Genomic DNA, 24,653 nt, shown 5'->3' on the forward strand with positions numbered 1-24,653 from the left:
CAACAGGTCGCCGAACTGTTCCACGTCCTCTGCAAACGACACGGTCGTCGCAACCTCTCAATCGAGAGTGTTGCGACGACCGCATGAACCCGCCGAGTGGAGCACGGGCCGTTTTCGTTTCCGGCTGTGGGGATGTGGGAATCCGGGGAACCAGGATGGGGGTTGGTGCGTCCAAATCTGTATGAGTCGCTATCGGCTCGGACAGGCTGCGCGGTGTCCGCGTCCGCGGGCCGCATCCGGGAGGGGTCGTGCGGTGGTGCGTTTCGATATAGTCGTCGGGGTATGCAGGCCGGGCACGGGAATCGGGGGCGAATATGCGGATGATCGTGGGTGCCGGGCTGGTGGCCGGACTGCTGACAACGGTGCTGTCGGGATGTGGTCCGTCGGGCGGGGATTCGGGGCCGTCGTCGGGGGTGGCCCCGAGTTCGTTGAATAAGCTCGGGCTCGAGGTGGATGTTCCGCAGTCGTATGACCCGTGTACGGATGTGCCGCAGAGTGTGTTGGATTCGGAGAAATTGCATGCTGCGGCCGTGCCGAATACCGAGAATGCTTCAGGGTTGGGTGGGATCATCTGGGAGGGGTGTGGATGGGTTCAGTCCAAGGGGTACGCGGTATCGATCCGCGTGACGAATATGACCCTGGCCTTCGTGCGGAAGAACGCGACCTTCTACAACGAGGGGCAGGAAGTGACCATCGGGGGGCGGCCGGCGATCACCGCTCGTCGTACCACGGAGGCTCCCAGCGAGGTGTGCTCGATCAATGTGGAGATCAAGGGGGGAAGCCTCGAGTTCCATCTTGATAACCCGCCGTCTCGTACTACCGGGAATATCGATACCTGTCAGCTCGGGTTGGCGTTGGCGGAGAAGGTTGTGCCGACGCTGCCCGCCGGTGCCTGATGGGTTTGCGAGAACTGTTCGACAGGGAGGGATTACGGGGATATGGCAGAGGACAACTCGGTCCCGAGTAAGTTGCCGAATCTGATTACCGAGGCTCGGGAGGGCCGGTTGGGGTTGCGGATCGAGCCTGAGGAGTTCGTGTACATCGATCGTGACTGCCAGCGATTCATGGACTTGATCCAGAGAATGCAGCGAGCGGCCCGCGATATCTCCGATATCGACAACGCCCAGTGGGGAATCGGAGCCGACCAGGGGATCCTGACCTCCGCCCGAACCCTGGTAGGCCGGTTCCGGCAGAAAGCCAAGGGGGATGGCAATAGTGTTCACGCTGTTCTCGAGGAGCACTACAAGGTCGTCCAGGACATCCAGACCCTGCACCGCGAGATCCGCCAACGCTACGAGCAGGAAGACAGTGACTTCGCCGCCCGAGTGAACGAACTCCTCGCGCAACTCCCCGAAAACCCCACCCCGATCGACCCGAAACTCAGCACTCCCGATAAAGGCCAACCGGAGCCTCTCACCTCGGGAGCCACGTCATGACCGAATACGAGCCGACCCGCATCACCGGCGGCGGGGAAAACCCCAAGCATCACAAACACGTCGAGATCAGCGGAGCATTCGATCCCCTGACACCCTCCGAGGCAACGGGCATTGCCGCACGCTACAAGGCGATCGCCGAACAGTGGGAGGCGGGCGTCGAGGTCTTCTCCATCAGTATCAAGAAATCGATCGATGGTGCTTGGTCGGGAAATGCCGCCAATAGCGCCAAGGACGCGGTCTCGCGCTACACCACCGCCGCCCACGAATTGACGACCCCGATGAACGAGCTGAGCAACCGGGTGTCGGAGGCCGCCGCGTCCATCGAGGCCACCAAAACCCGCCTACCCGATCCGGTCGAAGAAAAAGCGTGGTGGCACAAGGATTCCTGGCCGTGGGTCGGCAACAATCGAGACGGTCTCATCGAGGACCGGCAAGAAGAAGCCCAGGCCGCGATGAAGGACTACTACGTCGATCGGTTCGTAGGTCTCGACAGTCGGATCCCGGTGTTCCCTGAGCCGGTCGATGTGACCAAACCCCTGGATATCTCGGGTCCGACGAGCAACCAGGACGGAAGCGCCAACGGTTCGGGTAGTGGCAGCGGCGGCTCGGGCAGCGGCTCCGGGAGCAACCCGGCGAACACCCCGTCCTCCAATGCGGATGATCCCAAGAGCGCCGACCCCGAGGAACAGCCCGCCGTCGATCCGGGCGACGGGAACACACACGATTCGGAAAATCCGAGTTCGTCGCCGACCACGCCGAGTGCGGCAAGTCCGTCCGATCCGAGTACGCCCTTCTCGAATGCCCCGACCACACCCTCCGGAACCAACCCCGCCGGCACCGGGACACCGAGTTCGGGAACCCCGGGGAGCGGCACACCTGGTTCTGGCACACCGGGTTCCGGCTCTCCCGGCGCAGGCCGCAGCGTGACCGGCACGCCGGGAACGGCCACGTCGACCCCGACCACGGCCGCGACCGCCGCGTCGTCATCCGGGACCGGCCGCTCCGGAATGGCGGGTATGGGCGGTATGGGCGCGGGTCGAGGTGGCGGCCAATCGGAGCAGGATTCCAGCCACGGCATTCCGGACTACCTGATCACTATGGAGAACACCGAGGAATTGCTCGGCGAGCAGCCGAAAACGGTGCCGGGAGGCGTCATCGGTGGCGATCCGCCTCAGGAGTAGCGGCCTTCGCGGTACCGGTGTCGACCACGCACGATCGAATGGATCCAATAATGCCCGAATGGACCTGGGACAGCGAAGATTTCGCCGCACTCTGGTATGGCGAAGCCAATGACCGGTTCCCTCGCCCGTTGAAGTATCTCAGCCGATTCGCCGTGGAGAACGATTTCCAGCGACACCGCGAGCTGGTGCGTGCCCGCTACGACACCGACGAACTCGAACAGATCATGCTCGCGATGCACACCCTGTCCGAGTCGGATATGCGCATCGAAATCCTCGGCGGCACTCGCAAGCACCGGGACAGCACGGGTGACGTGAAGCAATACCGGATCGTCGGCGCGCGCAATCCCTTCCACGCGGTCGTGGCATTCCAGGCGGTGCGCGGCGAGGACAACGGTCCCATCCGACTACGGACCTGCCGTCCCGAATCGCTCGCCTCCCAGATCACCAAGTCGATTCCGCCCTGTTCGCCGGGGAGTCGGCCACCGGCTACCTTCCACCCCGGCGACCTGCGCTCGTCCCAGGGAACGTATCTGCGGGACAACGCACGTAACACGCCTCGCGAGCAGTATCGTCGCCTGCTTGGCCGCCCCGCGGACGGCGGCGGTTCGGCGGGTCTGCTGGTCGGCCCCCTGCACAGTCGACCCGACGCGTCGAACACCGTGCAGTGGTACGACATCACCGACGACGGCCGCTACACCGAAATCCACGCTCAACACATCACCGTCCGTCCCACCACCCCGGCGGAGCTGACCGCCACCTTCACCACGTGGCTGGCCGACGCCGTCCAACGCGCTCGAGAACTGGAAGACCAGCACTGGTAACCGAATATCGTTCCGGCAGTGGATTACTCGGTCGCCTGCTGTAAACGACGACCGGTTCGAGATCGTCGTTGCTCACCGCGATCATCTGGAATCCGGCCGGATAAGGGCCAGCCGGAAGCGCTCACGCCGTCGTAGGAGGCCCGGCCCCGGCCTCCTCGGACAATCGCGCCCCCGGTTCACCGGAAGCTGGCACGGTCGACACGCGCAGCCACATCGACACCATCACAAGAAACGCCGCGATCCTCGCGGGATCGCATCAGGCAGCGACAACCCGTCCGAAATCCAATTTCACGAGCTGATCCGCGCGGTCGAAATACCGGTCGTCGTGCGTGATGACGATGACGGTCTTTCCGCGCCGCTTCAGATCGGTGAGGATCTCGTCGTAGAACACCTCGCGGAACCGGGGTTCCTGGTCGGCGGCCCACTCGTCGAAGAGGTAGATCTGGCGATCCTCGAGCAATGCGGTCAGCAGTGCCAGCCGTTTCCGTTGGCCCTGCGACAACGCGATCGTGGACAGCCGCCCGTTCTGCACGGTCACCTTGTGCGCGATCTGCAACTCCTCGAGATACCGATGCACCTCGTCATCGATACCGGGCCGGTCGAATCCCAGGTAGTCCTCGAACAGGTGGAAATCGCTGAAGATGGCCGAGCAATTCTGCCGGAACCACTCGATATTCTCGTGATCGATCTTCTCGCCGTTCAGTGCTACCGACCCCGACCTCGGCACATACAGTCCCGTGATCAGTTTCGCCAGCGTGGATTTGCCGCTGCCGTTGCCGCCGACGATGAAGGTGATCTGCCCCGGTTCGAAGACCAGGTCGATCGGGCCGAGCCGGAAGCCGGAATCGTCCACGGTCGCGAGGGCGGCGGGAGCGAGAGCAGGGGGCGCGCCGTGCGGGATCGGGTGGCCGATGTGTGCGCCGTGATCGAGTCGCTTGCGGCCGTTGACATCCGGCCGTCCTCCCGGACCGCCGCCGGGCGGCGGCCCACCGTGATGACCTTTGGGCGGGGGTCCGCCCGGTCGCGCGCCCGGATGTGCGCCCGGTGGGGGTCCGCCGGGCGGCGGGCCACCCGGACCTTCCGGAAACGGCGGGGCCTGTTCGGCCGCGTAGCTGTAACTGACATTGGTCAGCTCCAGTCGCGCCTCGCTCGCGGCGGGGCGGTCGGTGAAGGGCAGCTGTTCCTCGTCGTGCGAGGTCTCCATGGACAGGTTCATGGTGCGGATCTTCGCCAGCGCGACGTCACCGCGCACCAGATCCGGGAGTCGGTGCATGAAGTTCTGCATCGGCATCGCCAGGAAGGTGGTCACCAGGACGTAGCCGACCATCACATTGCGCGGCAGGTCGAGTGAGGCGGCGATCCCGAACAGGATCAGCGCCATCGTGCCGAGTTGCAGCGCCTGTCCCAGACCCTGGGCCACCGAGAATTTGGTGCTGGCCTCGACGTTCTGCTCGCGCAGGGTCTGCGCCGATCCGAGCAGGTGGCGGTCCATGAAATCCCTGCGCCTGCCGCGGTGCAGTTTGAGTTCCTTGATACCGAGCGTCACGGCCTGGAAGGACCGCAGCAGCAGGTCCTCGTTCTCCCGTGCGTGGTGGTAGATGGCGCGCACCCGCTTGAGGAACAGTTCGACGCAGGCGATGCCGACGAGCGTGCCCGCCACCGTGATCGCGAAGATCGGACCGGACAGGATCGCCAGGAAGATGAAGCAGCCGACGATCGTCGCCACGTCGATGCAGATGGCGGGGATCGCGGTCACGGCCTGCGACAGCGCGCGGACATCTTCGGTGAGCGTCGCGATGAGGCGATGCGTCCCGAGGCGTTCCAGGTGTTCGAGCGGGGCCGAGACGACCCCGGTGCTCAGATCCGCCCGCAGCCGGAAGATCGCGTCCTGGGCGAGGCGGATCAGCAGGATCTGGGAAATCAAGCCACTCACCAGAAGGACCAGGCCGGTTAGCGCGAAGCGTTGCAGCAGGTCACCGGGGCGCGGCTCGGGGGAGACGACACTGTTGATGAGTGTCACCAGGTAGGTGTTGGCCGCACCTGCCACGAGACCCGTGGCGATGACGCCCACGATCCGCACCCAGGATATGGAGATCAGGAATCTGATGAGTTGCATTGTTTCTGTGCTTTCTCGCCTATGCCGGTGGGGTGGGATTCACCGGCGGATGATGTCGAAGATCATGCCTTCGAGCGTGACGCCCGGCGCGAAGGAGAAGGCCACACCCGTCGAGATCGGGCCGGTCGACTCGGTCTGCCGAATCATGCGTTCCAGCACGAAGATCAGCGAAACGCTGAGCATGTTGCCGTGCTCGGCGAGGATTTCCCAGCTCAGCGCCGCGGTTTCGGCCGGAAGGCCGAGCGAACGCTCCGACTCCTCGATGATCTTGGGACCGCCAGGGTGGATCGCCCACAGGTCGACATCGGATTTGCGCAATCCATTGGCCCGCAGGATTTCGGTGACCACGGGATCGACCCCGTTGTAGATGTAGTGGGGCAGGTTCTCCGACAGCTCGCAGGTGATGCCGCTGTTGTTGACCCCGAGCACGATGCCGTCCTCGGCGTCGTCGAGCAGGTGGCTGAAACTCTCGCGGATCACGACGCTGCCCGGAGCCAGCGGCTGGTGCACCTGGCTGGCGCCGATGACGACCGCGCCGCATCCGTCGCCGAACAGGCTGTGGGTGATGACATCGTTGACGTCGTCGTCGAAAACGGCGTTGACCGAACTCAACTCGATGCAGATGAGCATCGCCTTCTTGTCCGGATGCGCCCGCACGTAATCCACGGCGGTGCGCATGCCGTTCATCGCGGCGGCGCAGCCCATGAAGTTCACGACGACGCGGCTGACCGACGGTGAGAGGCCGAGCTGTTTCACCACGGCGACGTCGACACCGGGGGCGATGAATCCGGTGCTGGTCACGAAGACCAGCAGGCCGATATCGGTCGGGTCCTCGATGCCGGCGATGGCGCGTCCCGCCACGTCGACGGCCAGCGGAACCGCGTGCTGGTAGAACAGGTTCATGCGCTCCCGGATGGTGCCGGGTTTGCGGCTGTATGCCAGGAATTCGGGATCGAGCGGATCGACCGCGAGATGACGGGTGCCGATTCTGGTCTTCTGATATATCCGGGCGATCCTGGTCCGCTGCTGCTCGTCGCCGAACAGTTCGGCCACCTGCCCGGCGGCTGCGGCCTGGTCGAATACCTGAGCCGGCGAACCGGTCGCGATACTCTCGATCACACCCACCGTGATCGGCGGCGCCGGCGGCATCATCCGCTCGGCGAGGTCGTGCCCTTGTTCCCCATCCGCCAGGTGGCGGGTTGTCCCCAGGCTGCGAACGCTGCCTTCATCGATCGTTATGGACACGACTCTCTACCTTTCGAAAAAATGTGTTGATCTCACCGCCTGCGAGTGGAAATCTTGCGGACGGACTGTGGACGCGAAATCGGGAATGGGGTTATACCGTGCCGATTCCGGTGAACCCCTGAACCGTGTAGACGGCGCAGGTCTTCAAGGCCGAGGGTGAGCAATGCTCGCGGACGAAGCCCCAATTTCGTTCCTTCGCCTCATCGGAGCGCGACAGCAGATAGGTCTGGATCTGCTTCGGGAATCGGTCGGTGAAGAAGCTCTTCGCGGGAATCCACTCCACCCCGAAATTCGCGGCCTCCTCGCGGAGCACGTCTTCGGTGGCGATATTGGCGAATCCGCTGCGCTGGTAGGGCAGGACGTGGTGGACGCGATGGGAGCTCAGACCCGCCGAGAGGAAGCAGTCGACGTAGCGGTTGCCGACGACCTTCAGGTCGTACGCCTGCTCGAGCTGGTTGACGCCCCAGTCCTCGGTATCGGTTTCGAGTTCCTCGGTATCCAACTCGAAGTCGTGGCTCGCGACGACGAGGAAGGTGCTGATCCACAGCGTGAACACGAACTGCAGTGCCCAGGCCAAGAAGTCGCCCGCCAGAATGAACAGCGCCAACTCGGCCACGAGCAGGAAACGCACCCCGAACGATCCGATGAAGTGCGGCAACGCGCCGCCCCACGTCCCGTACATATCCTTGATGCCGACTTTGCGGGTGAGCCTGCAGACGTCGAGCAGTCGGATGGTCATGCCGGTGAGCGCGTGCCCGAACTTGTGGATGGTGTGGATCGGTATCCGATACAGCCGGGGGATCCGCATCATCATCGTGAAGACGTTCTTCTTGATGTCGACTTCGCTCTGGGTGTGCGGGTGGTGCAGCAGCGCGTGGCCGTCCGCGGTGACGAATGCCAGCGCCACGTAGTTGAAGTCGAAGGCATTCGTGTAGATCTTGTTCATGCCCTTCTGGGCGCGGTGGATCGCGTAGTGACCGAAGCCGGCGAGCGAGCTGCGCAGCAGCACCATCGCGATCACGAAGATCGGCAGCGGCATCCAGCCCGGCTGGACCAAGCGCAGTCCCTGTACCGCGAAGTAGGCGACGGCAAGCAGCGCGACCACGACGTTGAAGATCGTGTCCATGCGTTTGATCCGCGCGGCCAGCTCCGGGTCTTTCAGTCGCGCTTTGACTTTGTGGAGCAGGTCTTCCTTGTTGTCGAAGCTGTACTTCGGGGTGTCGCGCCAGCTGTCGAAACCCTCGTTGAACAGGAAGTCGGGAGCGTTGTTCTTGGGATGGATATCCTCGGGAAGCGCGTCGCGGTCCAGCGCGTAACGCTGCAGCATTCGCTCGATCCGCTCGGGATCCTTGTGGTAGGAACCGATGATCGAGGTGATGTCGCGGTTCTTCGTCCGGCCGATGAAGAACTCGCCGCCGGGATGCTTGGAGATCCAGTCGCTGAGGTCGTAGGCTTTCCCGTTGTACACCCACACATTCGAGATCGGGGGTCTGCCCGGAGGGACGGGAGGCCGACGGAAGTCCTGCTCCTCCGTGTCGGGTTGGGTGTTCGTCATCGTGTTCCTTCGTATCTGATCCGCGGTGAGAGGCCGTATCTCATTCGGCCGTGGGCTTGTTCAGGGCGTGCGTCGCGGATACGCGCGGTGCGCGGTACCCGGTCGAGCCGGGGCATTCTCCCAGGTCACGCACACCGTCCGAGTGTTCATGGTCAGTATCGTGCTTGCAACGCCTAACGTCTCACTAAACAATCCCTTAACCCGTATCGCGGTCGCGATGGGTTCGCCCCCGATCTATGCGAGAAGACCGATCACAGGGTAACGTCGGCGCCCGCAGCAGTTCCAGATCGTGGTTCGGCCAAGGGTCGGCCGCATGGACCCGGTCAAATGGGACAGCTTCACCGCTAGGAGAAGTGCTGCATACTACGACTCAGCCGGCAGCAGCAGCTGTCGACTTCAACCCGGTCGATGGACCATGCACTCTCTGGGGGCAGAACATGAGTGACTTGTCAATGCGCACTTCAACATCTCTCCGACCTCGAATCGGTCGACTCTCGCCGGTCCGTTTCGGCACCGTCGCGGTGGCGGCATCGCTGTTCGCGGCGATCGTGACCGGCTGCGGTTCAGACGATTCGAGCACAACCTCCACCGCGGCGACGGCGACCGGCCCACTGCCCGACGCCGCGCAGATTGTGCAGGAATCAGCCAAGACCACCCAGACCCTGCAGGCGGTGCACCTGAACCTCACCGTCACGAGCATCCCGAATCTCCCGGTAGAGAGCGTTTCCGCCGATGTGACCAACCAGCCGCAGGGCGCCGGTGCGGCGCAGGGCGAGGCGAAGGTCCGCACCAAGCCGGACGCCCCGTTCATCAAGGCCAAGTTCGTTGTCGTCGACAAGTCCATGTGGGCGCAGCTCGAGGACGGCAAATATGCCGATCTCGGTCCCTCGGAGAAGATCTACGATCCGGGCGTCATCCTCGACAAGGACAAGGGCCTGGCCAACGTCATCGCCCAGGTGAAGAACCCGAAGGTCGAAGGGCGCGAATCCGTTGAGGGCGTTGCCGTCGTCAAGGTGAGCGGAACCATCGACTCCTCGGTGATCGATCCGATCGTGCCCAAGTCCGGCGACGGCGGCGGCTCGTTCCCGATCACGCTGTACATCGCCGATGTCGCCCCGCCCAGCGGTTCGGCCTCGGCCCTTCCCTCGGCCGCCCCCTCGACCGGAACGGGCCCGAACCTGGTCCGCGCCGTCATCAAGAAGGGCGACGGCTCCATCAACGTGACGCTGTCGGATTGGGCCAAGCCGGTCACCGTCACCAAGCCCCAGGGATAGTTGCGCACGAGTAACTCTCGGCTTCGGAACCGGTCGGGGAGTGCGGATCGGCGGCAATCGCCGTCCCCGCGCATCCCCGGCCGGTTCCGTCGTTTCCGGGTACCGGCGAATCGGATTCGCCGGGGCCCGCGAGAGCGGTGCGGGACAGCTCGCCGACTCGGTGGCCGTGGCCCGCGAGCCGCGCTAGAAGTTCGTACCGCGCTGTGGCAGTTCGAGAACGAGTCGCGCTCCGCCCAGTGGGCTGTCGGCGAAATAGGCGTGGCCGCCGTGTAGTTGGGCCTGCTGGGCCACCAAGGCGAGGCCGAGTCCCGATCCGCCCTTGCTGGCCTGGCTGCCGCGGTAGAACCGTGCGAAGACGGCCTCGCGTTCGTCGGCGGGGATCCCGCGACCGTTGTCGTCGACGGTGATGAGGATCTGGCCGGGCCCGGTGCGATGCGCCGAGACGAGGGCATGGGTGGCGCGGCCGTGTTTGACGGAATTGGCCAGCGCGTTGTCGACGGCCAGGCGCAGCCCGGCGGGCAGGCCGTAGATCACCAATTCGGCGTCGGTGTCGATATCGACGGTGAGACCGGGGAAGTGGCGCATGGCGTCGTGGGCGGCCTGATCGCAGATATCGCCGACATCGGTGGCGACGTGGTCGCGGGCATTGGTGAGATCGCCGGTCGCCAGTCGCTCCAGCGCGGCCAGCGTCGTCTCGACGCGCTCCTGGCCGCGTTGCAGATCGCCGAGGATTTCGGTGCGCTGTGCCTCGTCCAGGTCGAGGGTGCGCAGTACCTCCAGATCGGTCCGCATGGCGGTGAGCGGTGTCCGTAATTCGTGCGCGGAGACGGCCGCGAAATCACGCGCGGTTTCCAGGGCGGCGGCGGTTTCGGACTGCGCCTGATCGACGCGCGCGAGCATGGTGTTGACGGCCTCGGCGAGTTTCTCGGCCTCCCGCACACCCGAGCCGTCCACCGGCGGGCGGGGATCATCGGGATCGGGAAAGGCGCTGCGGGCGCTGACCTGCCGGGTGAGGTCGACGATGGGACGCACCGCGCGACCGGCCAGCAACCAGCCGAGGACAGCCGTCGCGGCGATGGCGGCCAGCGCGCCCGCGAGGACGAAACGCTGTTGCTCCTCGGTAGCCCTTGCCGCGTCCTCGGCGGGGATCCCGAGTGCGACAGTGCGGCCCTGCGGCTGGTTCTCGGTGGTGGTGAGGATGCGATAGGAGGTGCCGTCCACTTGGGCGGTATGCGAACCGGTGGGCAGATCGGGCAACTCGGTCGGACTACTGGCGAGCACGGAACCGTTCTCGCGCACCGTCACCGCGATCTGGTTGTTCAGTCCGGTGAGACCGACCAGACCGACCGCGATGACCGGTTCGATCAGGACCAGGCGTGAGGCGAGGGCGAGCTGCTGATCGCTCTGTTGCAGATTGTTGCGTTCGATCGCGCGGATACTGATCAGGCTGAGCAGGGTCACGATGATCACCGCGCCCATCGCGGCGGCCCCGGCAACCCTGGTGCGCAGTGAGAAGGTGCGGCGCCGACGGGGTTTCGGAGCCGAGGTCATTTGGGCGCCCGGAGCACGAACCCCACTCCGCGAATGGTGTGCAGCAGCCGCGGCGTGTCCGCGATCTCGAGTTTGCGTCGCAGGTAGCCGACGAAGACGTCGACCACATTGGTGTCGGCCGCGAAGTCGTAACCCCAGACCAGCTCCAGCAGCCGCTCCCGGCTCAGGACCACGCCCGCGTTGCGCGCCAGTGTCGACAACAGCTCGAATTCGCGTTTGGTGAGTTCGATTTCGTTGCCGTGCAGCAGCGCCCGATAGCCGTCGACGTCGATCTCGAGCGGACCGACCGTGATCGCGCCGGGGGTCGGTGTCGCCGGGGTATCCGAGCGCCGCCGCAGCAGCGCCCGGATCCGTGCGACCAGTTCGGCGAGTACGAACGGTTTGACCAGGTAATCGTCGGCGCCGGACTCCAATCCCGAGATGCGGTCGTCGACCGAGGCACGGGCGCTGAGCACGCAGATCGGCACATCGTTGCCGAGGGCGCGCAACGCGGTCACCACGCCCGCGCCGTCGAGTACCGGCATGTTCATATCGAGCACGATCGCGTCGGGCGCGTGCTCGTTCACGCTGCGCAACGCCGCGGCCCCGTCTCGGGCGACGAGCACGGTGAATCCGGAAAGCCTGAGTCCACGCTCGACCGAGGCGAGCACGTCCTCGTCGTCATCGACGACGAGGACGGTCGGGGTCGTAGTCACCTCGGGCATATGCGCCTCTCCGCGTCGGCCGGGCAATGGGTGTCATCAAGAGTCTCGCGCCGGGCCTGTGGTTGGGCGGATGGCTGGATTCCTGGCGTGCCCGATCAGTAGTTGTGGCAGACCGCGGCGACGGTGGCGATCGTGTCGCGCAGTTCGGCCGAGCGGGGATCGTTCTGGGCCTGCTGGGCCGCCTGCGGATTCTCATCGATCGCGCGCTGCAATTCGGCGCGACGCTGTTCGACGGGCTGGTCGAATTTGCGTTGCAGTTCGGCCTTCTGGGTGGGATTCGCGTCGAGTACCGAGGCCAGCCGTGGCGCCTCGGCGTGCAGCGCGGCGTCGACCTGGGCGAAGGAACAGTCGCTGTTGAGCAGTGGTGCGGCCAGTTCCATCGGTCCCGCGGCGGCGATCGACGGGCTCAGCAGAACCGCCACGCTCGCGACGCCGCCCGCGGCGAGGGCGGTGACGGCGGTACGAGTGCGGAAACGCTTCATGGTGCCTCCAGATAGTGGTTCGGGTATCCGAAATATCACGGACCGCCTTCGACGCTATTGCGTTGCGCTGGCACGCGTGTGAACCAACCCTGAGAGATCTCTGAGACCGCCGGAATCAGGCAGGGGTGACCGGATCATCCGTATCGGAGAGGTCGGTGATCGGCGCGATCGGTGTCCTACCGGAAAGAATCTGATCCGCCAGTGCGACGAGCACCGCGGGGTCCTCGATAGTCGAGGGGATCTCGTATTCGTTACCGGCGGAGATCTGCCGGATGGTCTTGCGCAGGATCTTGCCGGATCGGGTCTTGGGCAAGGCCGAGACGATGATCGCGTCGTGCAGGGTCGCGATCGCGCCGATCTGCTCGCGTACCCGGGAGATCAACTCCGCGCGTAGTCGCGCGGGCTCGATCTCGACCCCCTCCTTGAGCGCCACGTAGGCGATGGGGCGCTGGCCCTTGAGTTCGTCGGCGAGGCCGACGACCGCGCATTCGGCGACGGCGGGGTGGCCCGCGATGGCGGCCTCGATACTGCCCGCCGAGAGCCGGTGCCCGGCCATATTGATCACGTCATCGCTGCGGCCGAGGACGTAGAGGTAGCCGTCGTCGTCGAAGTAGCCGGAGTCGCCGGTGAGGTAGTGGCCGGGGAAGGCCGACATGTAGGAACGGACGAAACGTGATTCGTCGTGCCATAGGCCGGTGAGTGTGCCGGGGGGCAGTGGGAGGCCGATGACGATATTGCCCTCGGTATTGGGCGGCACCGGATTCCCCTCGGCGTCGAGCACACGCAACCGGTAGCCGGGCACCGGCACCGATGACGAGCCCGGTTTGATCGGCAGTGGTTGCAGCCCCAGCGGATTCGCGCAGATCGGCCAGCCCGTTTCGGTCTGCCACCAGTGGTCGACCACCGGGCAGTCCGGCCGGTCGGCCAGCAGCGTCTCGGTCGCCCATTCGAAGGTGGCCGGATCGAGCCGTTCGCCCGCGCAGAACAGGGCACGCAACGAGGACAGATCGTGCTGGGAGGCGAGTTCGGCGTCGGGGTCGGCCTTGCGGATGGCGCGCAGCGCGGTCGGCGCGGTGAAAAGCACCCGCACCTTGTGCTCGGCGACGACACGCCAATAGGCGCCCGCGTCCGGGGTGCCGACCGGTTTGCCCTCGTAGAGCAGGGTGGTCGCCCCGACGAGCAGCGGCGCGTAGACGATGTAGGAGTGGCCGACGACCCAGCCGACATCGGAGGCGGCCCACATGACCTGGCCGGGGCCGACGTCGTAGATATTGCGCATGGACCAGGCGAGGGCCACGGCGTGACCGCCGTTGTCACGAATAACGCCCTTGGGCTTACCCGTCGTCCCCGAGGTGTAGAGGATGTAGAGCGGATCGGTGGCGGCCACGCTCACCGGATCGGCCGGTTCGGCGTCGTGTACCGCGTCCTCCCAATCCAGCCACCGCGCCGCGACGGTCGCGCTCGAACTCGGTAGAGATTCCGTCGCATCCTGCGGAGCCGAGAATTTGATGGTCTGGAACTGCTTGCGCTGTTTGACGATCACGGCGCGCGGCGCGTTCGTCTCCGCGATTTCCAATGCCTGCAACACAATCGGCGGGTATTCGATTTTGCGATTGGGTTCGAGGCCGCCGGAGGCGGTGACGATCAATACCGGTTCGGCGTCATCGATACGGGCCGCGAGTTCCGGAGCGGCGAAGCCGCCGAACACCACCGAATGCACCGCGCCGATTCGGGCGCAGGCGAGCATGGCGATGACTGCTTCGGGAATCATCGGCAGATAGATCACGACACGATCGCCGACGCCGACGCCGAGTCGGACCATGGCCCCCGCGAATATCGAGACCTCGCGGAGAAGTTCGGCGTAGGTGTAAACACCCCTGGCGCCGGTCATAGCGGAGTCGTATATCAGAGCGGGTTGTTCGGCCCGGCTGCCCGCGCCGTCGGCGTCGCCGTGCACGTGGCGGTCGAGGGCGTTGAACGAGGTGTTGAGGCGAGCATCCGGAAACCACCGGGCGACGGGACGGGCGCCGGCGTCGACGATCTGGGTGGGTGGAACGTCCCAATCGATGGCCTCAGCAGCACTTGTCCAGAACTCGGCAGGGTCGACCAAGCTGGTCTGATAGACCGGTCGGTACTCGTGCTTCACGCTCAAAACCGTGACTCCCTAGCCTCGCCTCGATGCCCGCCTCGATAGATCTGCATGATTGTGGCAGACTTCACGCGACGCCCGGGCGGGTGCTGCGACCTTTGGTTTTGTCTGGAAAATGCAGGTCAAGACCCGTAGCCTTACCGGATGTCATCCAAGCTGTTACTGATCCGTTAGAATCTGATGTCACTTATTTGGGCCGTCGTAGACGCAATTTCTCGGCCAGCCGCAGTTCTCGGCCAGCTCCAACCGTCGAGCCAGCATGCGATTGTGGAGGCTCGCTGATGGCGCGGGTTGGGGCCAGTTTGGAAAGTGAGTGGGAGATGCGTGACGCCGCAAGGCCCGGCAGAAAGCGCTGGGCGCTCGGCAATTGGGATCTGCGCTGGAAGGTTACGGCTGTTCTCGCCGTGCCGCTCGCGGTCGCGGTCGGCCTCGGCGTGTCGAGGATCACCGCCGAGTTCTCGAACGCGCAGCGGCTCGAAACCGTTGCCGAGAACATCGAGGCGATACCGGCCGTTACCGGGCTGAGTGCTGCCTCGGCGACGGTCGCGGGCTCGCAGTTGGTCTCACTGAACGGCCAGACCGTGGTGACCGACAAAGACTTGAGCGAGCTCGACGACGCCATCGCCAAGGCTCAGGTCGCCACCGGCAAGTTGAAGAGTCAACCCGCCTCGCGCGCGATGCTCGAGAACATGATCGCCGAGGCGACCGCGGTTCGGAGCAAGGGCAAGACGGCGGCCGCGGTCGCGTCGGAATCCCTCGACGCGATCGACCGGATCCGCAACTTCAGCGTCCGGATCGTGGAGACCACCGTCTCGCAGGTCAGTGATCCCGCCACGGACGCGGCCCGGCTGCGACTGGTCGACGCGCTCAATACGCGCGCCACCATCGTCGGTGAGCTGGCGGCCTTCAGCGACGTGCTCAAGCGGCTGCCCGACGCGCTGCAGGGCTTCCTCACCGCGACCAACACCGAACGCCAGATGCTGAACGTGCTCGCGCATCGGTTCCCCGACGGGGATACGGCGATCGCCGACCTGCGCGCGGGCGTCCAAACCCGGGTAGACCTCCTGACGAGTCCGGAGGCGCAGGCGGGCCGGATCCCGCTCGGTGAGTCGAAGAACTCGATGACCGGCAGCGTCGACGTCTACGAGCGGGTGGTCGCCAAGGCGACCAAGGACATCGAAACCTCGATGAACTCGCTCGCGACCAAGGCGAACACCGACGCGTGGACCTACACCGCGGTCGTCATCGTCACCATTCTCGCCGCGCTCCTGCTCGCGGTATTCGTGGCGCGGTCGATGATCGTGCCGCTGCACCGGCTCCGCCTCGCCGCGTTGCGCGTCGCCGAGAGTGATCTGCCGCACGAGGTCGCCCAGCTGCGTACCGGCGCGTCGCCGGAGGACGTTCCGCTGGAGCCGATGCCGGTGCGCAGCACCGAGGAGATCGGCCAGTTGGCCCGCGCCGTCGACGATATCCACGGCCAGGCGCTGCGCCTGGCCAGCGATCAGGCGCAGATGCGTTCGCAGGTCAACGACATGTTCGAAACCCTGGCACGGCGCTCCAAATCCCTCGTCGACCACCAGTTGAGCCTCATCGAGGCCATGGAGTACGACGAGAAGGATCCGCGCCTGCTGGAGAATCTCTTCCGGCTGGACCACCTCGCCGCGCGCATGCGCCGAAACGGCGACAACCTGCTGATCCTCGCCGGCACCAAACAGCGTCGCGCGAAATCCGCCCCGGTCGAGATCGCCGACGTGCTGCGCGCCGCGATCTCCGAGGTCGAGGACTACGAGCGGGTCAAGCTGGGCGCGACCCCGCGCGGTTCGCTCAAAGAACCCGCCGCCTCCGATCTCGCGCACCTGTTCGCCGAGTTGCTCGACAACGCGCTGCGAGCCTCTCCGCCCGAGACCGACGTGAAATTCACCTTCGCGCAGGGGCACGACCAGGGCCTGCTGATCGAGGTGGCCGACCGGGGTATCGGTATGCCGCCCGCCGAGATGGCCGATATCAACCGCAGGCTGGAACAGACCGCGGAGCCCGGCCCCGATACCGCCCGCCACATGGGTCTTTTCGTGGTCGGCAGGCTCGCCGAGCGCCACGGCCTGACCGTGCGGCTGCGTCCGACCTTCGATACCGCGCGCGATCCCGGTGTCACGGTGACCGTGCACGTGCCGATCGGTTTGATCGTCGCGGGCCAGCCGGTGGCCAAGCAGCAGACCGGCGCCGCGCCGGGTCCGGCCAAGCAGACGCCGCAGTCCGCCGGGTTGCAGCGTCCGTCGACCGGGCCGTCCATGCAGACGCGCGCGGTCACGCGCACGCCGGGCGGCAACATGATGGTTACCGTCGACCCCGGGGTCAGCGGTCCGATTCCGATCAGCAAGCCAGCGCGCCCCGGTGCGCCCACCCCCTCGGCGGCCGGTGGCCTGCCGCAGCGGCAGCCGGGTTCGGCCATGTCGCAGAGTCAGGATCAGGCCCAGTCCGGCCCGACCCTGCGCCCCGCACCGGGACAGACGCCGCCGCCCGGCCCGCAGCGCGGCAAACTCGCCGCCGCGAATATGCCCAAGCGCACGCTCGGCCCCGGCGGTCCGCAGCGTCCGGCGGGTGGACCGGGTGGACCGGGTGGACCGGGTGGACCGGGTGGACCGGGTGGACCGGGTGGACCCAGTGTGATCGGGCCCGCACCGTCCGGTGGCGCGAAGCCGCCGCCGCGCGATCCGAGTTCGGGTGAACTACCCCAGCGCCAGCCCGGCGCCAACGGGGTACCGCAGCCGACCGCGGGTGGGCTGCCGCAACGTCAACCCGGCGCCAACGGAGCCCCGCCGCGCGAGGCCGCGCCTGGCGGTCTCCCGCAGCGTCCGATGAACGGCATGCCGCCGCGCGACCCGAATGCCGGTGGTCTTCCCACCAGGGAACCCGGTGCCAGTGGCCTGCCTACCCGTGAGCCCGGCGCGCAGACCCCGACGGGTCTGCCGCAGCGTCAGCCGGCGGCGAATCAGCCGAAGGACGCCTTGCCGAGCGGTGGCCTGCCGACCCGCGAACCGCTCGGGAACGCTCTACACCGTGATCCGGGTGCGAGCGGACTGCCAACCAGGTCGCCCGGCGCCAACGGAGCTCCGGCGCGCGACGGAGCGCCCGGTGGCCTGCCGCAGCGTCAGCCGGGTGGCCTGCCGCAGCAGGAGCCGACCGCGGGTGGGCTGCCCACCCGTGAGCCCGGCGCGCAGACCCCGACGGGTCTGCCGCAGCGTCAGCCCGCGGCGAATCAGCGCCCCGACAGCGGGCCCACCGGTCTGCCGACCCGTGAACCGCTCGGGAACGGTCTGTCGCAGCGTCAGCCCGGCGCGCAGACCCCGACAGGTCTGCCGCAGCGCTCGCCCGGCGCGAACGGCCCGCGGCGCGAGGTCGTGCCGCCCGGAGTCGGTCTGTCGCAGTCGGACCGCGCGCTGTCGCAACCCGTCGGAGATGCCTCCGACGCCGGAGACGAGGGCCAGGCGGGCGGACGCGATCCCGGCAAGCACAGTTTCCGTTCCAACCCGGCGAAGGCGGCGTCGTTCTTCCAGACTCGACTGCAACCCGCCGTCGAAACCGGGACGTCGATGGACAGTCCGATCTTCGCCGAGATGATGTCGGCGTGGCTCTCGGATCCGAACCCGGACCGGTCCCAGGTGGCCGCTGCCTTCGAATCACCCGGTGACGAAGGCTGGCAGGCCGCACGGCGGGCCAGCGAAGCACAAGCCGAAACAAAAACTGCCGCCGGGTTGCCGCAACGCAATCCGGGCGGGAGGCTGGTCCCCGGTGCCGTCAACGGCGCTGTGGATCGGGCGCCGCGCCGAGATCCGGAATCGATCAGGTCGAGCTTGAGTCGTCACCAACAAGGCGTCCGGGACGGCCGCGCAATGAAAGCACCGAACCTAACCGGAGATAAAGGAGACCGATGAACCCCGATCTAGGTGGTACGAATCGTCAGCTGGATTGGCTGGTTTCGAACTTCGCCAACGAGGTTCCTGGCGTAGCTCATGCCGTCCTGGTCTCGGCTGACGGACTACTCATGGCCGCGAGTGCGCAGCTTCCCGTCGATCGCGCCGAGCAACTCTCGGCCGTGACAGCGGGTCTTGCCAGCCTCTCGGTCGGCGTCTCGAATCTGTTCGAGGGCGGCACCGTCCTGCAGTCGGTCGTGGAAATGGAACACGGCTACCTGCTGTTGATGGCTGTCGGCGACGGCTCCTACCTCGCTGTCCTGACCAATACGTCCTGCGATATCGGACAGGTCGGATACGAGATGGCGTTGTTGGTCGAACGTGTGGGTCAAACGGTGCAGGCCACCCCACGCGTCACGATGGGTTCCTGATGGTGGGATGGACATAGAAGATCACCGCATGGGAAGCGCCGAGCCCAGTCTCGTTCGTCCCTACTCGCTGACTGCGGGCCGTACCAGGCCCGCGGTCGAGTTGGCGCTCGAGGCTCTCGTCGCATCGCATCCGGTCGCCCTGGAGCGGCAGTTCGAACTGACCAACATCGAGACGTCAATCGTGGAGTTGTGCAGAGAATCGCCGTCCGTTGCCGAAGTAGCGGCACGCCTCGGAATTCCGATAGGTGTGGCACGAGTACTCGTGGCCGACCTCATCGAAGCCGGGCATGTACGCGTTTCGGCAACTTTGAAAGACGATTCCAGCGACGATGAACGTCGCGAGCTGATCGAAAGGGTTCTCAGTGGACTCCGGCGTATATGATTCGACGGCGCAGGTCGACACCCGCACCAGCAAGCCGACCTCGGCGAAGATCGTGGTCGCGGGTGGGTTCGGTGTCGGCAAGACCACAATGGTCGGTGCTGTCTCGGAGATCGTTCCGCTGCGCACCGAAGCATTGGTAACCAATGCGAGTACCGGCATCGACAACCTGACCGGCATTCCGATGAAGTCGACCACCACGGTGGCGATGGACTTCGGCCGTATCAGCCTGGCCGACGACCTGGTGCTCTACCTCTTCGGCACACCGGGGCAGTACCGGTTCTGGTTCATGTGGGACGACCTGATCCGCGGCGCCATCGGCGCGGTGGTGCTGGTCGACACCCGCAGGCTCGAGGACAGCTTCGCGGCTGTCGACTACTTCGAAGCGCGCAATCTGCCGTTCCTGGTGGCGCTCAACGAATTCGATGACGCGCCGCGGTACCCGATCGAGGATATTCGGCAGGCGCTCGCTGTACCCGCCGATGTGCCGATCCTGTCCATCGATGCCAGGCGTCGCGAACCCGCCAAGCAGGCGCTCGTCTCGCTCACCGAATACGCCCTGCGCAAGGTTATGCAGGGCTACTGATATTCGATCCCGACGTGGCGGCAGGCCGTGGCGTCGGGATCGGGTGCGGTGGTCGAACGCGTCCGCCCCCGCCAGCTTCCGCATCGCCCGATATGCTCGCGCGATGCGGATTTCGGCGCGGGAGTTACTCGGGCAGTTGCTCGACGCGGAATCGTTCGTGAGTTGGGACCGGCCGCCCTTGGCGGTGGCCGCGTCGGACCAGTATCACGAGGATCTGCGCAAGGCGACGGTCGCGGCGGGTACCGATGAAGCGGTGTTGACCGGTGCGGGGCTGCTGCGTGGACGGCGCGTGGCCGTCATCGCGTGCGAATTCGGATTTCTTGCCGGTTCGATCGGGGTCGCCGCCGCCGAGCGGATCGTCGCCGCGGTCGAGCGCGCCACCGAACTCGGCCTACCGCTGGTCGCCTCGCCGACATCCGGCGGTACCAGGATGCAGGAGGGCACGGTTGCCTTCGTGCAGATGGTCAAGATCGCGGGGGCGGTCGCCGAACACAAGGCGGCGGGATATCCGTACGTGGTCTACCTGCGTAACCCGACCATGGGCGGGGTCTTCGCGTCCTGGGGTTCGCTCGGCCACATCACCTTCGCCGAACCCGGTGCGCTCATCGGTTTTCTCGGTCCCCGCGTCTACAAGGCGTTGTACGACGCGGATTTTCCCGAGGGTGTGCAGACCGCCGAGAATCTCTACCGCAGCGGCGTGATCGACGGCGTGGTCCCGGTATCGGTCTTCCGGCGTATCGCCCATCGTGCGCTGAGTGTGTTCAGTGGCGTGACCATCGCGGATACTGCTGTGCCGCAGCATGTTTCCGGTGTGACAGGGAAACACGTTGTGGTGCGGGAAGATTCGGTCGCACCGCGGGATTCCGATTCGGCGGCGACCGGTCTTCGTGTGCCACCGGAGTCGGTCGGGGAAGATGTGCGCGCCGAAAACTCCGCGTGGCGATCGGTTTTGATCTCACGCAGATCGGATCGTCCCGGAATCCGCGACCTTCTCCGCCATGTGACGCAACGAGTTCCGCTCAGCGGCACCGGCCAGGGGGAGACCGACCGGACCGTAGTACTCGCGCTGGCCCGGTTCCGTGGCAGGCCGTGCGTGGTGTTCGGCCACGACCGCTCCGGGCAGCAGGACGAGAACACCATGGGCCCGGCGGCGCTGCGTGAGGCCCGCCGCAGCATGGCACTCGCCGAGGAACTGCGACTACCGCTGGTCCTGGTCATCGACACGGTGGGCGCGGCATTGTCGAAAGAAGCCGAGGAGCGCGGCCTCGCCCCCGAAATAGCCCGCTGCATAGCGGATCTGGTGACCCTGGAAACCCCGACGGTCTCGGTTCTACTCGGTCAGGGCACCGGTGGCGGCGCGCTGGCGCTGCTGCCCGCCGACCGCGTTCTCGCGGCCACGCACGCTTGGCTCGCCCCGCTGCCCCCGGAGGGTGCGAGCGCCATCGTCTACCGCGATACCGGCCACGCCCCGCAGTTGGCCGCCGCGCAGCGTATCGGCGCGCAGGAACTGCGCGCCGACGGAATCGTCGACAGGATTGTTCCCGAAATGCCGGACGCCGCCGACGAACCGCACGATTTCGCACACCGCATGGTCACCGCTATCGCCGAGGAACTGACGGCCCTCGCCGCGACCGACCCGGCGCGACTGCGGCGCTCGCGCGGCACGAGGTATCGCCGCCTCGGTCTGCCCGCCGCACCGCGCTGAACACGGTCCGCGCCACCTCGATCCGGTTCGAATACCGCGTGGCGGGGTATGGGCCCTCGAGCAGGCCCGATGGTATGGAAAACGCCCCGGCCAACACACCCGCTCGTTCGTTGACGGTTCGCGCCGGCACTTCTACGGTCGATCGGGTGACCTTCCGTAGCGAGACCTCCGCCGTGCCACCGATCGTGCTCAACGACGGGAACGTGATCCCGCAGCTCGGTTTCGGTGTGTTCCAAGTTCCGTCCGACGAGGCGTTCCCGGTGGTGAAGGCCGCGCTGGGGGCGGGCTACCGCAGCATCGATACCGCCGCTATCTACGGAAACGAGGAGGGCACCGGCCGTGCCGTCCGCGAATCCGGGCTACCGCGTGACGAGGTCTTCGTCACCACCAAGCTGTGGAATTCCGACCAGGGTTACGACTCGACGCTACGCGCGTTCGACGCCAGCCTCGAGCGGCTCGGGTTGGACTACCTGGATCTGTATCTCATCCATTGGCCGGTCGCGGTGGCGGACAGATTCGTCGACACCTTCCGTGCCTTCCAGGTATTGAAGAAGGACGGCAGGGTCGGCTCGATCGGCGTGTCCAATTTCACGGTCGCGAATCTGCAACGGGTCATCGGCGAGACCGGCGAGATCCCCGCGGTCAACCAGATCGAGTTGCATCCACGTCTGGCCCAGCGTGAGCTGCGTGATTTCCACGCGAACAACGGCATAGCCACCGAGGCGTGGAGCCCGTTGGGACAGGGCACACTGCTGGATGATCCGACGATCACCTCCATCGCCGAGGCCGTCGGGCGCACCCCGGCCCAGGTCATCATCCGATGGCATCTGCAACTCGGGAATGTGGTCATCCCGAAGTCGGTCACCCCGTCGCGGATCAGCGCCAACTTCGACGTCTTCGGTTTCGAGCTGACCGGCGATCAGATGACGGCGATCAACGCTCTCGACAGCGGCGGTCGCATCGGTCCCGACCCGGACGAATTCACCGCGGGCGCCTGACACGGGGCCGCTGCGGCGCGAGATGACCCAGTGCGCCGCGGTCGCTCGCGACCCCCAACCGGTCCGGCCGACAGCCAGGCCCGAACCAGCACCGATCACCAGGATGCCGAAATCTGTCGGCACCGCCGGGGGTGATATCGCTGGCAACGTCCCCCCTCCCCGACTGTGGCACAGTGAAGGTAACCAAACGACACGGTGAGTTGGGGAGGATGCATGCTCGGAGTCAGCCGCGATGGTGACGTCGTCACCATCGAAATGCGACGCGAGGAACGCCGCAACGCGCTCAACCACGAATTGGTGACGTTGCTGCGCGAGGCCGTGCTGGCCGCCGTCCGAGACCAGGCGCGGGTGATCGTGCTCACCGGGCGCGGTCCGATCTTCAGCGCGGGCGCGGATCTGTCGGGGGTCTATTCCGACGAGTTCCTGCAGGGATTACAGGACATGCTGCACACCATCGAGTCCGTGCCGATTCCGGTGATCGCCGCCATCAACGGCGGGGCGCTCGGCGCGGGGGTGCAGTTGGCGCTCGCGTCCGACCTGCGGGTGATCGCCCCCGATGCCTACATCGCGATCCCCGCCGCCAAACTGGGTATTTCGGTGGACCGCTGGACGGTGCGCAGATTGTCTTCGCTGATCGGCGGGGGTCCGGCGCGCACCATCCTGCTCGGCGCCGAGACGGTGACGGCCGCCGACGCCTATGCGTTCGGGTTCGCCAACCGGCTCGGCACCCTCGCCGACGCACAGGAGTGGGCGAAATCCATCGCGGAACTCGCGCCGCTGTCACTTCGCCACCTCAAGCTGGTGTTCAATGACGACGGAACGCGCGAACCCGGCACTGTCGCGCAGCGCGAGGCGTTGGAAGCGGCGTGGACAAGCGCCGACGCCGAGGAAGGGCGTCTGGCCAGGCAGGAGAAGCGCACAGCGAAATTCGTCGGCCGATGACGGTCGGCGCGAGGACAGGTGGGGCGCGATGACGAGCATGCGCAAGATCTTCGGTTTCGCCGCGGGCGCCCTCGGCGTCACGTGGGTGGTGCGGGCGGCGTGGGATATCCCCTCGGCGATCGGTGCGTCGATTTCGGCGATCCAGCCGTACGCGATCGGTGCGGCCACCTACCGCAACCGGCAGTTCCACAACACCGAGCCGAGCAGTCAGATGGTCGCGGGTTCGGTTCCCGGGTTGCTGCTCTCGGCGCTGACCAAACGCAATGTGGGTCGTCCGCGTCGCCCGATTCCGTTGCGGGCCAGTGAATTACCCGCGCAGGCCGCAGACCTGGCCGTCACCTGGTACGGCCACGCGACCGCGCTGATCGAGGTGGACGGCTATCGAATTCTCGCCGATCCGGTATGGAGCGAACGGGTTTCGCCCTCCGCGCTGGTCGGGCCCGCACGCCTGCACCCGGTGCCAGCGCCGTTGTCGCGGTTGCCGGAAGTGGACGCGGTGATCATTTCCCACGATCACTACGACCATCTGGACAAGGCGACGCTCAAGGCGCTGGTCGTGGGTCAGTCGACTCCGTTCCTCGTTCCGCTCGGTATCGGCGCCCACCTGCGACATTGGGGTGTTCCGGAACACCGGATCATCGAATTGGATTGGGGCGCTTCGGTATCCCTTGCCGCGCTCGGGCGCGAGCGCGACGGCACCGACCTGGTGCTCACCTGTACCGAGGCGCGACATTTCTCCGGCCGCGGACTGGTCCGCAATACGACCCTGTGGGCGTCGTGGTCCCTCGTCGGGCCGACCCGTCGCGTCTACTTCGGCGGCGACTCCGGGTACACGAAGGCGTTCGCCGAGGCGGGCGTGGCGCTCGGCCCCTTCGACCTGACACTGCTGCCGATCGGCGCCTACGACGAGCGCTGGTCGGACGTGCACATGAATCCGGAGGAGGCGGTTCGCTCGCACGCCGACCTCTGCGTCGGCGATCCCGGACACGGCATTCTGGTGCCCATTCACTGGGCGACCTTCAATCTGGCCTTCCACGAATGGTCGGAGCCGGTGCGGCGACTGGTCGAGGCCGCGCGGGCGGCCGGTACCGCGGTGGCGGTGCCGATGCCGGGCCAGCGCATCGATCCCAATGATCTCCCGCCACGTGACACATGGTGGGAAGATATGGGGTAACACCCATTGTTCG

20 protein-coding genes are annotated in these 24,653 nt (G+C 66.1%); 13 read left to right on the top strand and 7 right to left on the bottom strand.

What is annotated here, in order from left to right:
- Window positions 1-326 precede the first annotated feature (326 nt).
- Genes ABZS43_RS30085 through ABZS43_RS30100 form a run of 4 tightly spaced genes read left to right on the top strand, consistent with a single transcriptional unit; the run spans window position 327 to window position 3,438 of the window.
- Window positions 327-896: a DUF3558 domain-containing protein gene (locus tag ABZS43_RS30085; protein WP_355039362.1), complete on the top strand. Its 570-nt coding sequence runs from the start codon at window positions 327-329 to the stop codon at window positions 894-896.
- Window positions 897-938: 42 nt separating this feature from the next.
- Window positions 939-1,436 (top strand): hypothetical protein, encoded by a 498-nt coding sequence (locus ABZS43_RS30090; protein ID WP_355039363.1) that lies wholly within the window; start codon window positions 939-941, stop codon window positions 1,434-1,436.
- Window positions 1,433-2,617: a hypothetical protein gene (locus tag ABZS43_RS30095; RefSeq protein WP_355039364.1), complete on the top strand. Its 1,185-nt coding sequence runs from the start codon at window positions 1,433-1,435 to the stop codon at window positions 2,615-2,617. Before ABZS43_RS30090 ends, ABZS43_RS30095 begins: the two co-directional genes overlap by 4 nt.
- A 50-nt stretch (window positions 2,618-2,667) precedes the next feature.
- The gene (locus ABZS43_RS30100) at window positions 2,668-3,438 is read left to right on the top strand and encodes an ESX secretion-associated protein EspG (RefSeq protein WP_355039365.1); all 771 of its coding nucleotides are present in this window, start codon (window positions 2,668-2,670) and stop codon (window positions 3,436-3,438) included.
- A 256-nt stretch (window positions 3,439-3,694) separates the two neighbouring features.
- Here ABZS43_RS30100 and ABZS43_RS30105 read toward each other — a convergent pair whose 3' ends face one another.
- The 3 genes from ABZS43_RS30105 to ABZS43_RS30115 all read right to left on the bottom strand — a co-directional run bounded on the left by ABZS43_RS30105 (window position 3,695) and on the right by ABZS43_RS30115 (window position 8,354).
- On the bottom strand, window positions 3,695-5,554 hold the full coding sequence (locus ABZS43_RS30105; RefSeq protein WP_355039366.1) for an ATP-binding cassette domain-containing protein: 1,860 nt from the start codon (window positions 5,552-5,554) through the stop codon (window positions 3,695-3,697).
- A gap of 39 nt (window positions 5,555-5,593) precedes the next feature.
- On the bottom strand, window positions 5,594-6,706 hold the full coding sequence (locus ABZS43_RS30110; protein WP_355039441.1) for a 3-oxoacyl-[acyl-carrier-protein] synthase III C-terminal domain-containing protein: 1,113 nt from the start codon (window positions 6,704-6,706) through the stop codon (window positions 5,594-5,596).
- A 184-nt stretch (window positions 6,707-6,890) separates the two neighbouring features.
- Complete coding sequence (locus ABZS43_RS30115; RefSeq protein ID WP_355039367.1) at window positions 6,891-8,354, bottom strand: fatty acid desaturase; 1,464 nt, start codon at window positions 8,352-8,354, stop codon at window positions 6,891-6,893.
- 452 nt (window positions 8,355-8,806) lie between these two features.
- Between ABZS43_RS30115 and ABZS43_RS30120 the strand changes: the two genes are divergently transcribed.
- The gene (locus ABZS43_RS30120) at window positions 8,807-9,628 is read left to right on the top strand and encodes an LppX_LprAFG lipoprotein (protein ID WP_355039442.1); all 822 of its coding nucleotides are present in this window, start codon (window positions 8,807-8,809) and stop codon (window positions 9,626-9,628) included.
- A 183-nt stretch (window positions 9,629-9,811) separates the two neighbouring features.
- Here ABZS43_RS30120 and ABZS43_RS30125 read toward each other — a convergent pair whose 3' ends face one another.
- From ABZS43_RS30125 to ABZS43_RS30140, 4 genes are all read right to left on the bottom strand, one after another.
- Window positions 9,812-11,179: a HAMP domain-containing sensor histidine kinase gene (locus ABZS43_RS30125; RefSeq protein ID WP_355039368.1), complete on the bottom strand. Its 1,368-nt coding sequence runs from the start codon at window positions 11,177-11,179 to the stop codon at window positions 9,812-9,814.
- Window positions 11,176-11,883, bottom strand: coding sequence for a response regulator transcription factor (locus tag ABZS43_RS30130; protein WP_355039369.1), 708 nt, complete (start codon window positions 11,881-11,883; stop codon window positions 11,176-11,178). Before ABZS43_RS30130 ends, ABZS43_RS30125 begins: the two co-directional genes overlap by 4 nt.
- A gap of 95 nt (window positions 11,884-11,978) precedes the next feature.
- The gene (locus tag ABZS43_RS30135) at window positions 11,979-12,365 is read right to left on the bottom strand and encodes a hemophore-related protein (protein WP_355039370.1); all 387 of its coding nucleotides are present in this window, start codon (window positions 12,363-12,365) and stop codon (window positions 11,979-11,981) included.
- 115 nt (window positions 12,366-12,480) lie between these two features.
- On the bottom strand, window positions 12,481-14,517 hold the full coding sequence (locus ABZS43_RS30140; RefSeq protein WP_355039371.1) for an AMP-binding protein: 2,037 nt from the start codon (window positions 14,515-14,517) through the stop codon (window positions 12,481-12,483).
- 317 nt (window positions 14,518-14,834) lie between these two features.
- Here ABZS43_RS30140 and ABZS43_RS30145 point away from each other — a divergent pair, with 317 nt between their 5' ends.
- The 8 genes from ABZS43_RS30145 to ABZS43_RS30180 all read left to right on the top strand — a co-directional run bounded on the left by ABZS43_RS30145 (window position 14,835) and on the right by ABZS43_RS30180 (window position 24,640).
- Window positions 14,835-18,446, top strand: a complete 3,612-nt coding sequence (locus ABZS43_RS30145) for an ATP-binding protein (RefSeq protein WP_355039372.1) — start codon at window positions 14,835-14,837, stop codon at window positions 18,444-18,446.
- Window positions 18,443-18,856 (top strand): roadblock/LC7 domain-containing protein, encoded by a 414-nt coding sequence (locus tag ABZS43_RS30150; RefSeq protein WP_011207200.1) that lies wholly within the window; start codon window positions 18,443-18,445, stop codon window positions 18,854-18,856. Before ABZS43_RS30145 ends, ABZS43_RS30150 begins: the two co-directional genes overlap by 4 nt.
- Window positions 18,857-18,863: 7 nt before the next feature.
- On the top strand, window positions 18,864-19,238 hold the full coding sequence (locus ABZS43_RS30155) for a DUF742 domain-containing protein (RefSeq protein ID WP_054816467.1): 375 nt from the start codon (window positions 18,864-18,866) through the stop codon (window positions 19,236-19,238).
- Window positions 19,219-19,821: an ATP/GTP-binding protein gene (locus tag ABZS43_RS30160; RefSeq protein WP_355039373.1), complete on the top strand. Its 603-nt coding sequence runs from the start codon at window positions 19,219-19,221 to the stop codon at window positions 19,819-19,821. The genes ABZS43_RS30155 and ABZS43_RS30160 overlap by 20 nt, the downstream gene beginning before the upstream one ends.
- Before the next feature lie 103 nt (window positions 19,822-19,924).
- Complete coding sequence (locus ABZS43_RS30165) at window positions 19,925-21,526, top strand: carboxyl transferase domain-containing protein (RefSeq protein WP_355039374.1); 1,602 nt, start codon at window positions 19,925-19,927, stop codon at window positions 21,524-21,526.
- Between the two features lie 146 nt (window positions 21,527-21,672).
- Window positions 21,673-22,524, top strand: a complete 852-nt coding sequence (locus tag ABZS43_RS30170) for an aldo/keto reductase (RefSeq protein WP_355039375.1) — start codon at window positions 21,673-21,675, stop codon at window positions 22,522-22,524.
- A gap of 213 nt (window positions 22,525-22,737) precedes the next feature.
- Window positions 22,738-23,466, top strand: a complete 729-nt coding sequence (locus tag ABZS43_RS30175; protein WP_355039376.1) for an enoyl-CoA hydratase — start codon at window positions 22,738-22,740, stop codon at window positions 23,464-23,466.
- 37 nt (window positions 23,467-23,503) lie between these two features.
- Window positions 23,504-24,640: an MBL fold metallo-hydrolase gene (locus ABZS43_RS30180; RefSeq protein WP_355039443.1), complete on the top strand. Its 1,137-nt coding sequence runs from the start codon at window positions 23,504-23,506 to the stop codon at window positions 24,638-24,640.
- Window positions 24,641-24,653 lie beyond the last annotated feature (13 nt).

Source organism: Nocardia sp. NPDC005366, from assembly GCF_040606855.1.
Lineage (GTDB): Bacteria > Actinomycetota > Actinomycetes > Mycobacteriales > Mycobacteriaceae > Nocardia.

Excerpts from the sequence above, each read along its gene's own strand:
- ABZS43_RS30180 (WP_355039443.1), top strand. The coding sequence starts at position 23,504 with ATGCGCAAGATCTTCGGTTTCGCCGCGGGCGCCCTCGGCGTCACGTGG.
- ABZS43_RS30135 (WP_355039370.1), bottom strand. The coding sequence starts at position 12,365 with ATGAAGCGTTTCCGCACTCGTACCGCCGTCACCGCCCTCGCCGCGGGC.
- ABZS43_RS30120 (WP_355039442.1), top strand. The coding sequence starts at position 8,807 with ATGCGCACTTCAACATCTCTCCGACCTCGAATCGGTCGACTCTCGCCG.
- ABZS43_RS30110 (WP_355039441.1), bottom strand. The coding sequence starts at position 6,706 with ATGATGCCGCCGGCGCCGCCGATCACGGTGGGTGTGATCGAGAGTATC.
- ABZS43_RS30100 (WP_355039365.1), top strand. The coding sequence starts at position 2,668 with ATGCCCGAATGGACCTGGGACAGCGAAGATTTCGCCGCACTCTGGTAT.
- ABZS43_RS30115 (WP_355039367.1), bottom strand. The coding sequence starts at position 8,354 with ATGACGAACACCCAACCCGACACGGAGGAGCAGGACTTCCGTCGGCCT.
- ABZS43_RS30090 (WP_355039363.1), top strand. The coding sequence starts at position 939 with ATGGCAGAGGACAACTCGGTCCCGAGTAAGTTGCCGAATCTGATTACC.
- ABZS43_RS30105 (WP_355039366.1), bottom strand. The coding sequence starts at position 5,554 with ATGCAACTCATCAGATTCCTGATCTCCATATCCTGGGTGCGGATCGTG.
- ABZS43_RS30165 (WP_355039374.1), top strand. The coding sequence starts at position 19,925 with ATGCGGATTTCGGCGCGGGAGTTACTCGGGCAGTTGCTCGACGCGGAA.
- ABZS43_RS30175 (WP_355039376.1), top strand. The coding sequence starts at position 22,738 with ATGCTCGGAGTCAGCCGCGATGGTGACGTCGTCACCATCGAAATGCGA.
- ABZS43_RS30125 (WP_355039368.1), bottom strand. The coding sequence starts at position 11,179 with ATGACCTCGGCTCCGAAACCCCGTCGGCGCCGCACCTTCTCACTGCGC.
- ABZS43_RS30095 (WP_355039364.1), top strand. The coding sequence starts at position 1,433 with ATGACCGAATACGAGCCGACCCGCATCACCGGCGGCGGGGAAAACCCC.
- ABZS43_RS30150 (WP_011207200.1), top strand. The coding sequence starts at position 18,443 with ATGAACCCCGATCTAGGTGGTACGAATCGTCAGCTGGATTGGCTGGTT.
- ABZS43_RS30145 (WP_355039372.1), top strand. The coding sequence starts at position 14,835 with ATGCGTGACGCCGCAAGGCCCGGCAGAAAGCGCTGGGCGCTCGGCAAT.
- ABZS43_RS30130 (WP_355039369.1), bottom strand. The coding sequence starts at position 11,883 with ATGCCCGAGGTGACTACGACCCCGACCGTCCTCGTCGTCGATGACGAC.
- ABZS43_RS30155 (WP_054816467.1), top strand. The coding sequence starts at position 18,864 with ATGGACATAGAAGATCACCGCATGGGAAGCGCCGAGCCCAGTCTCGTT.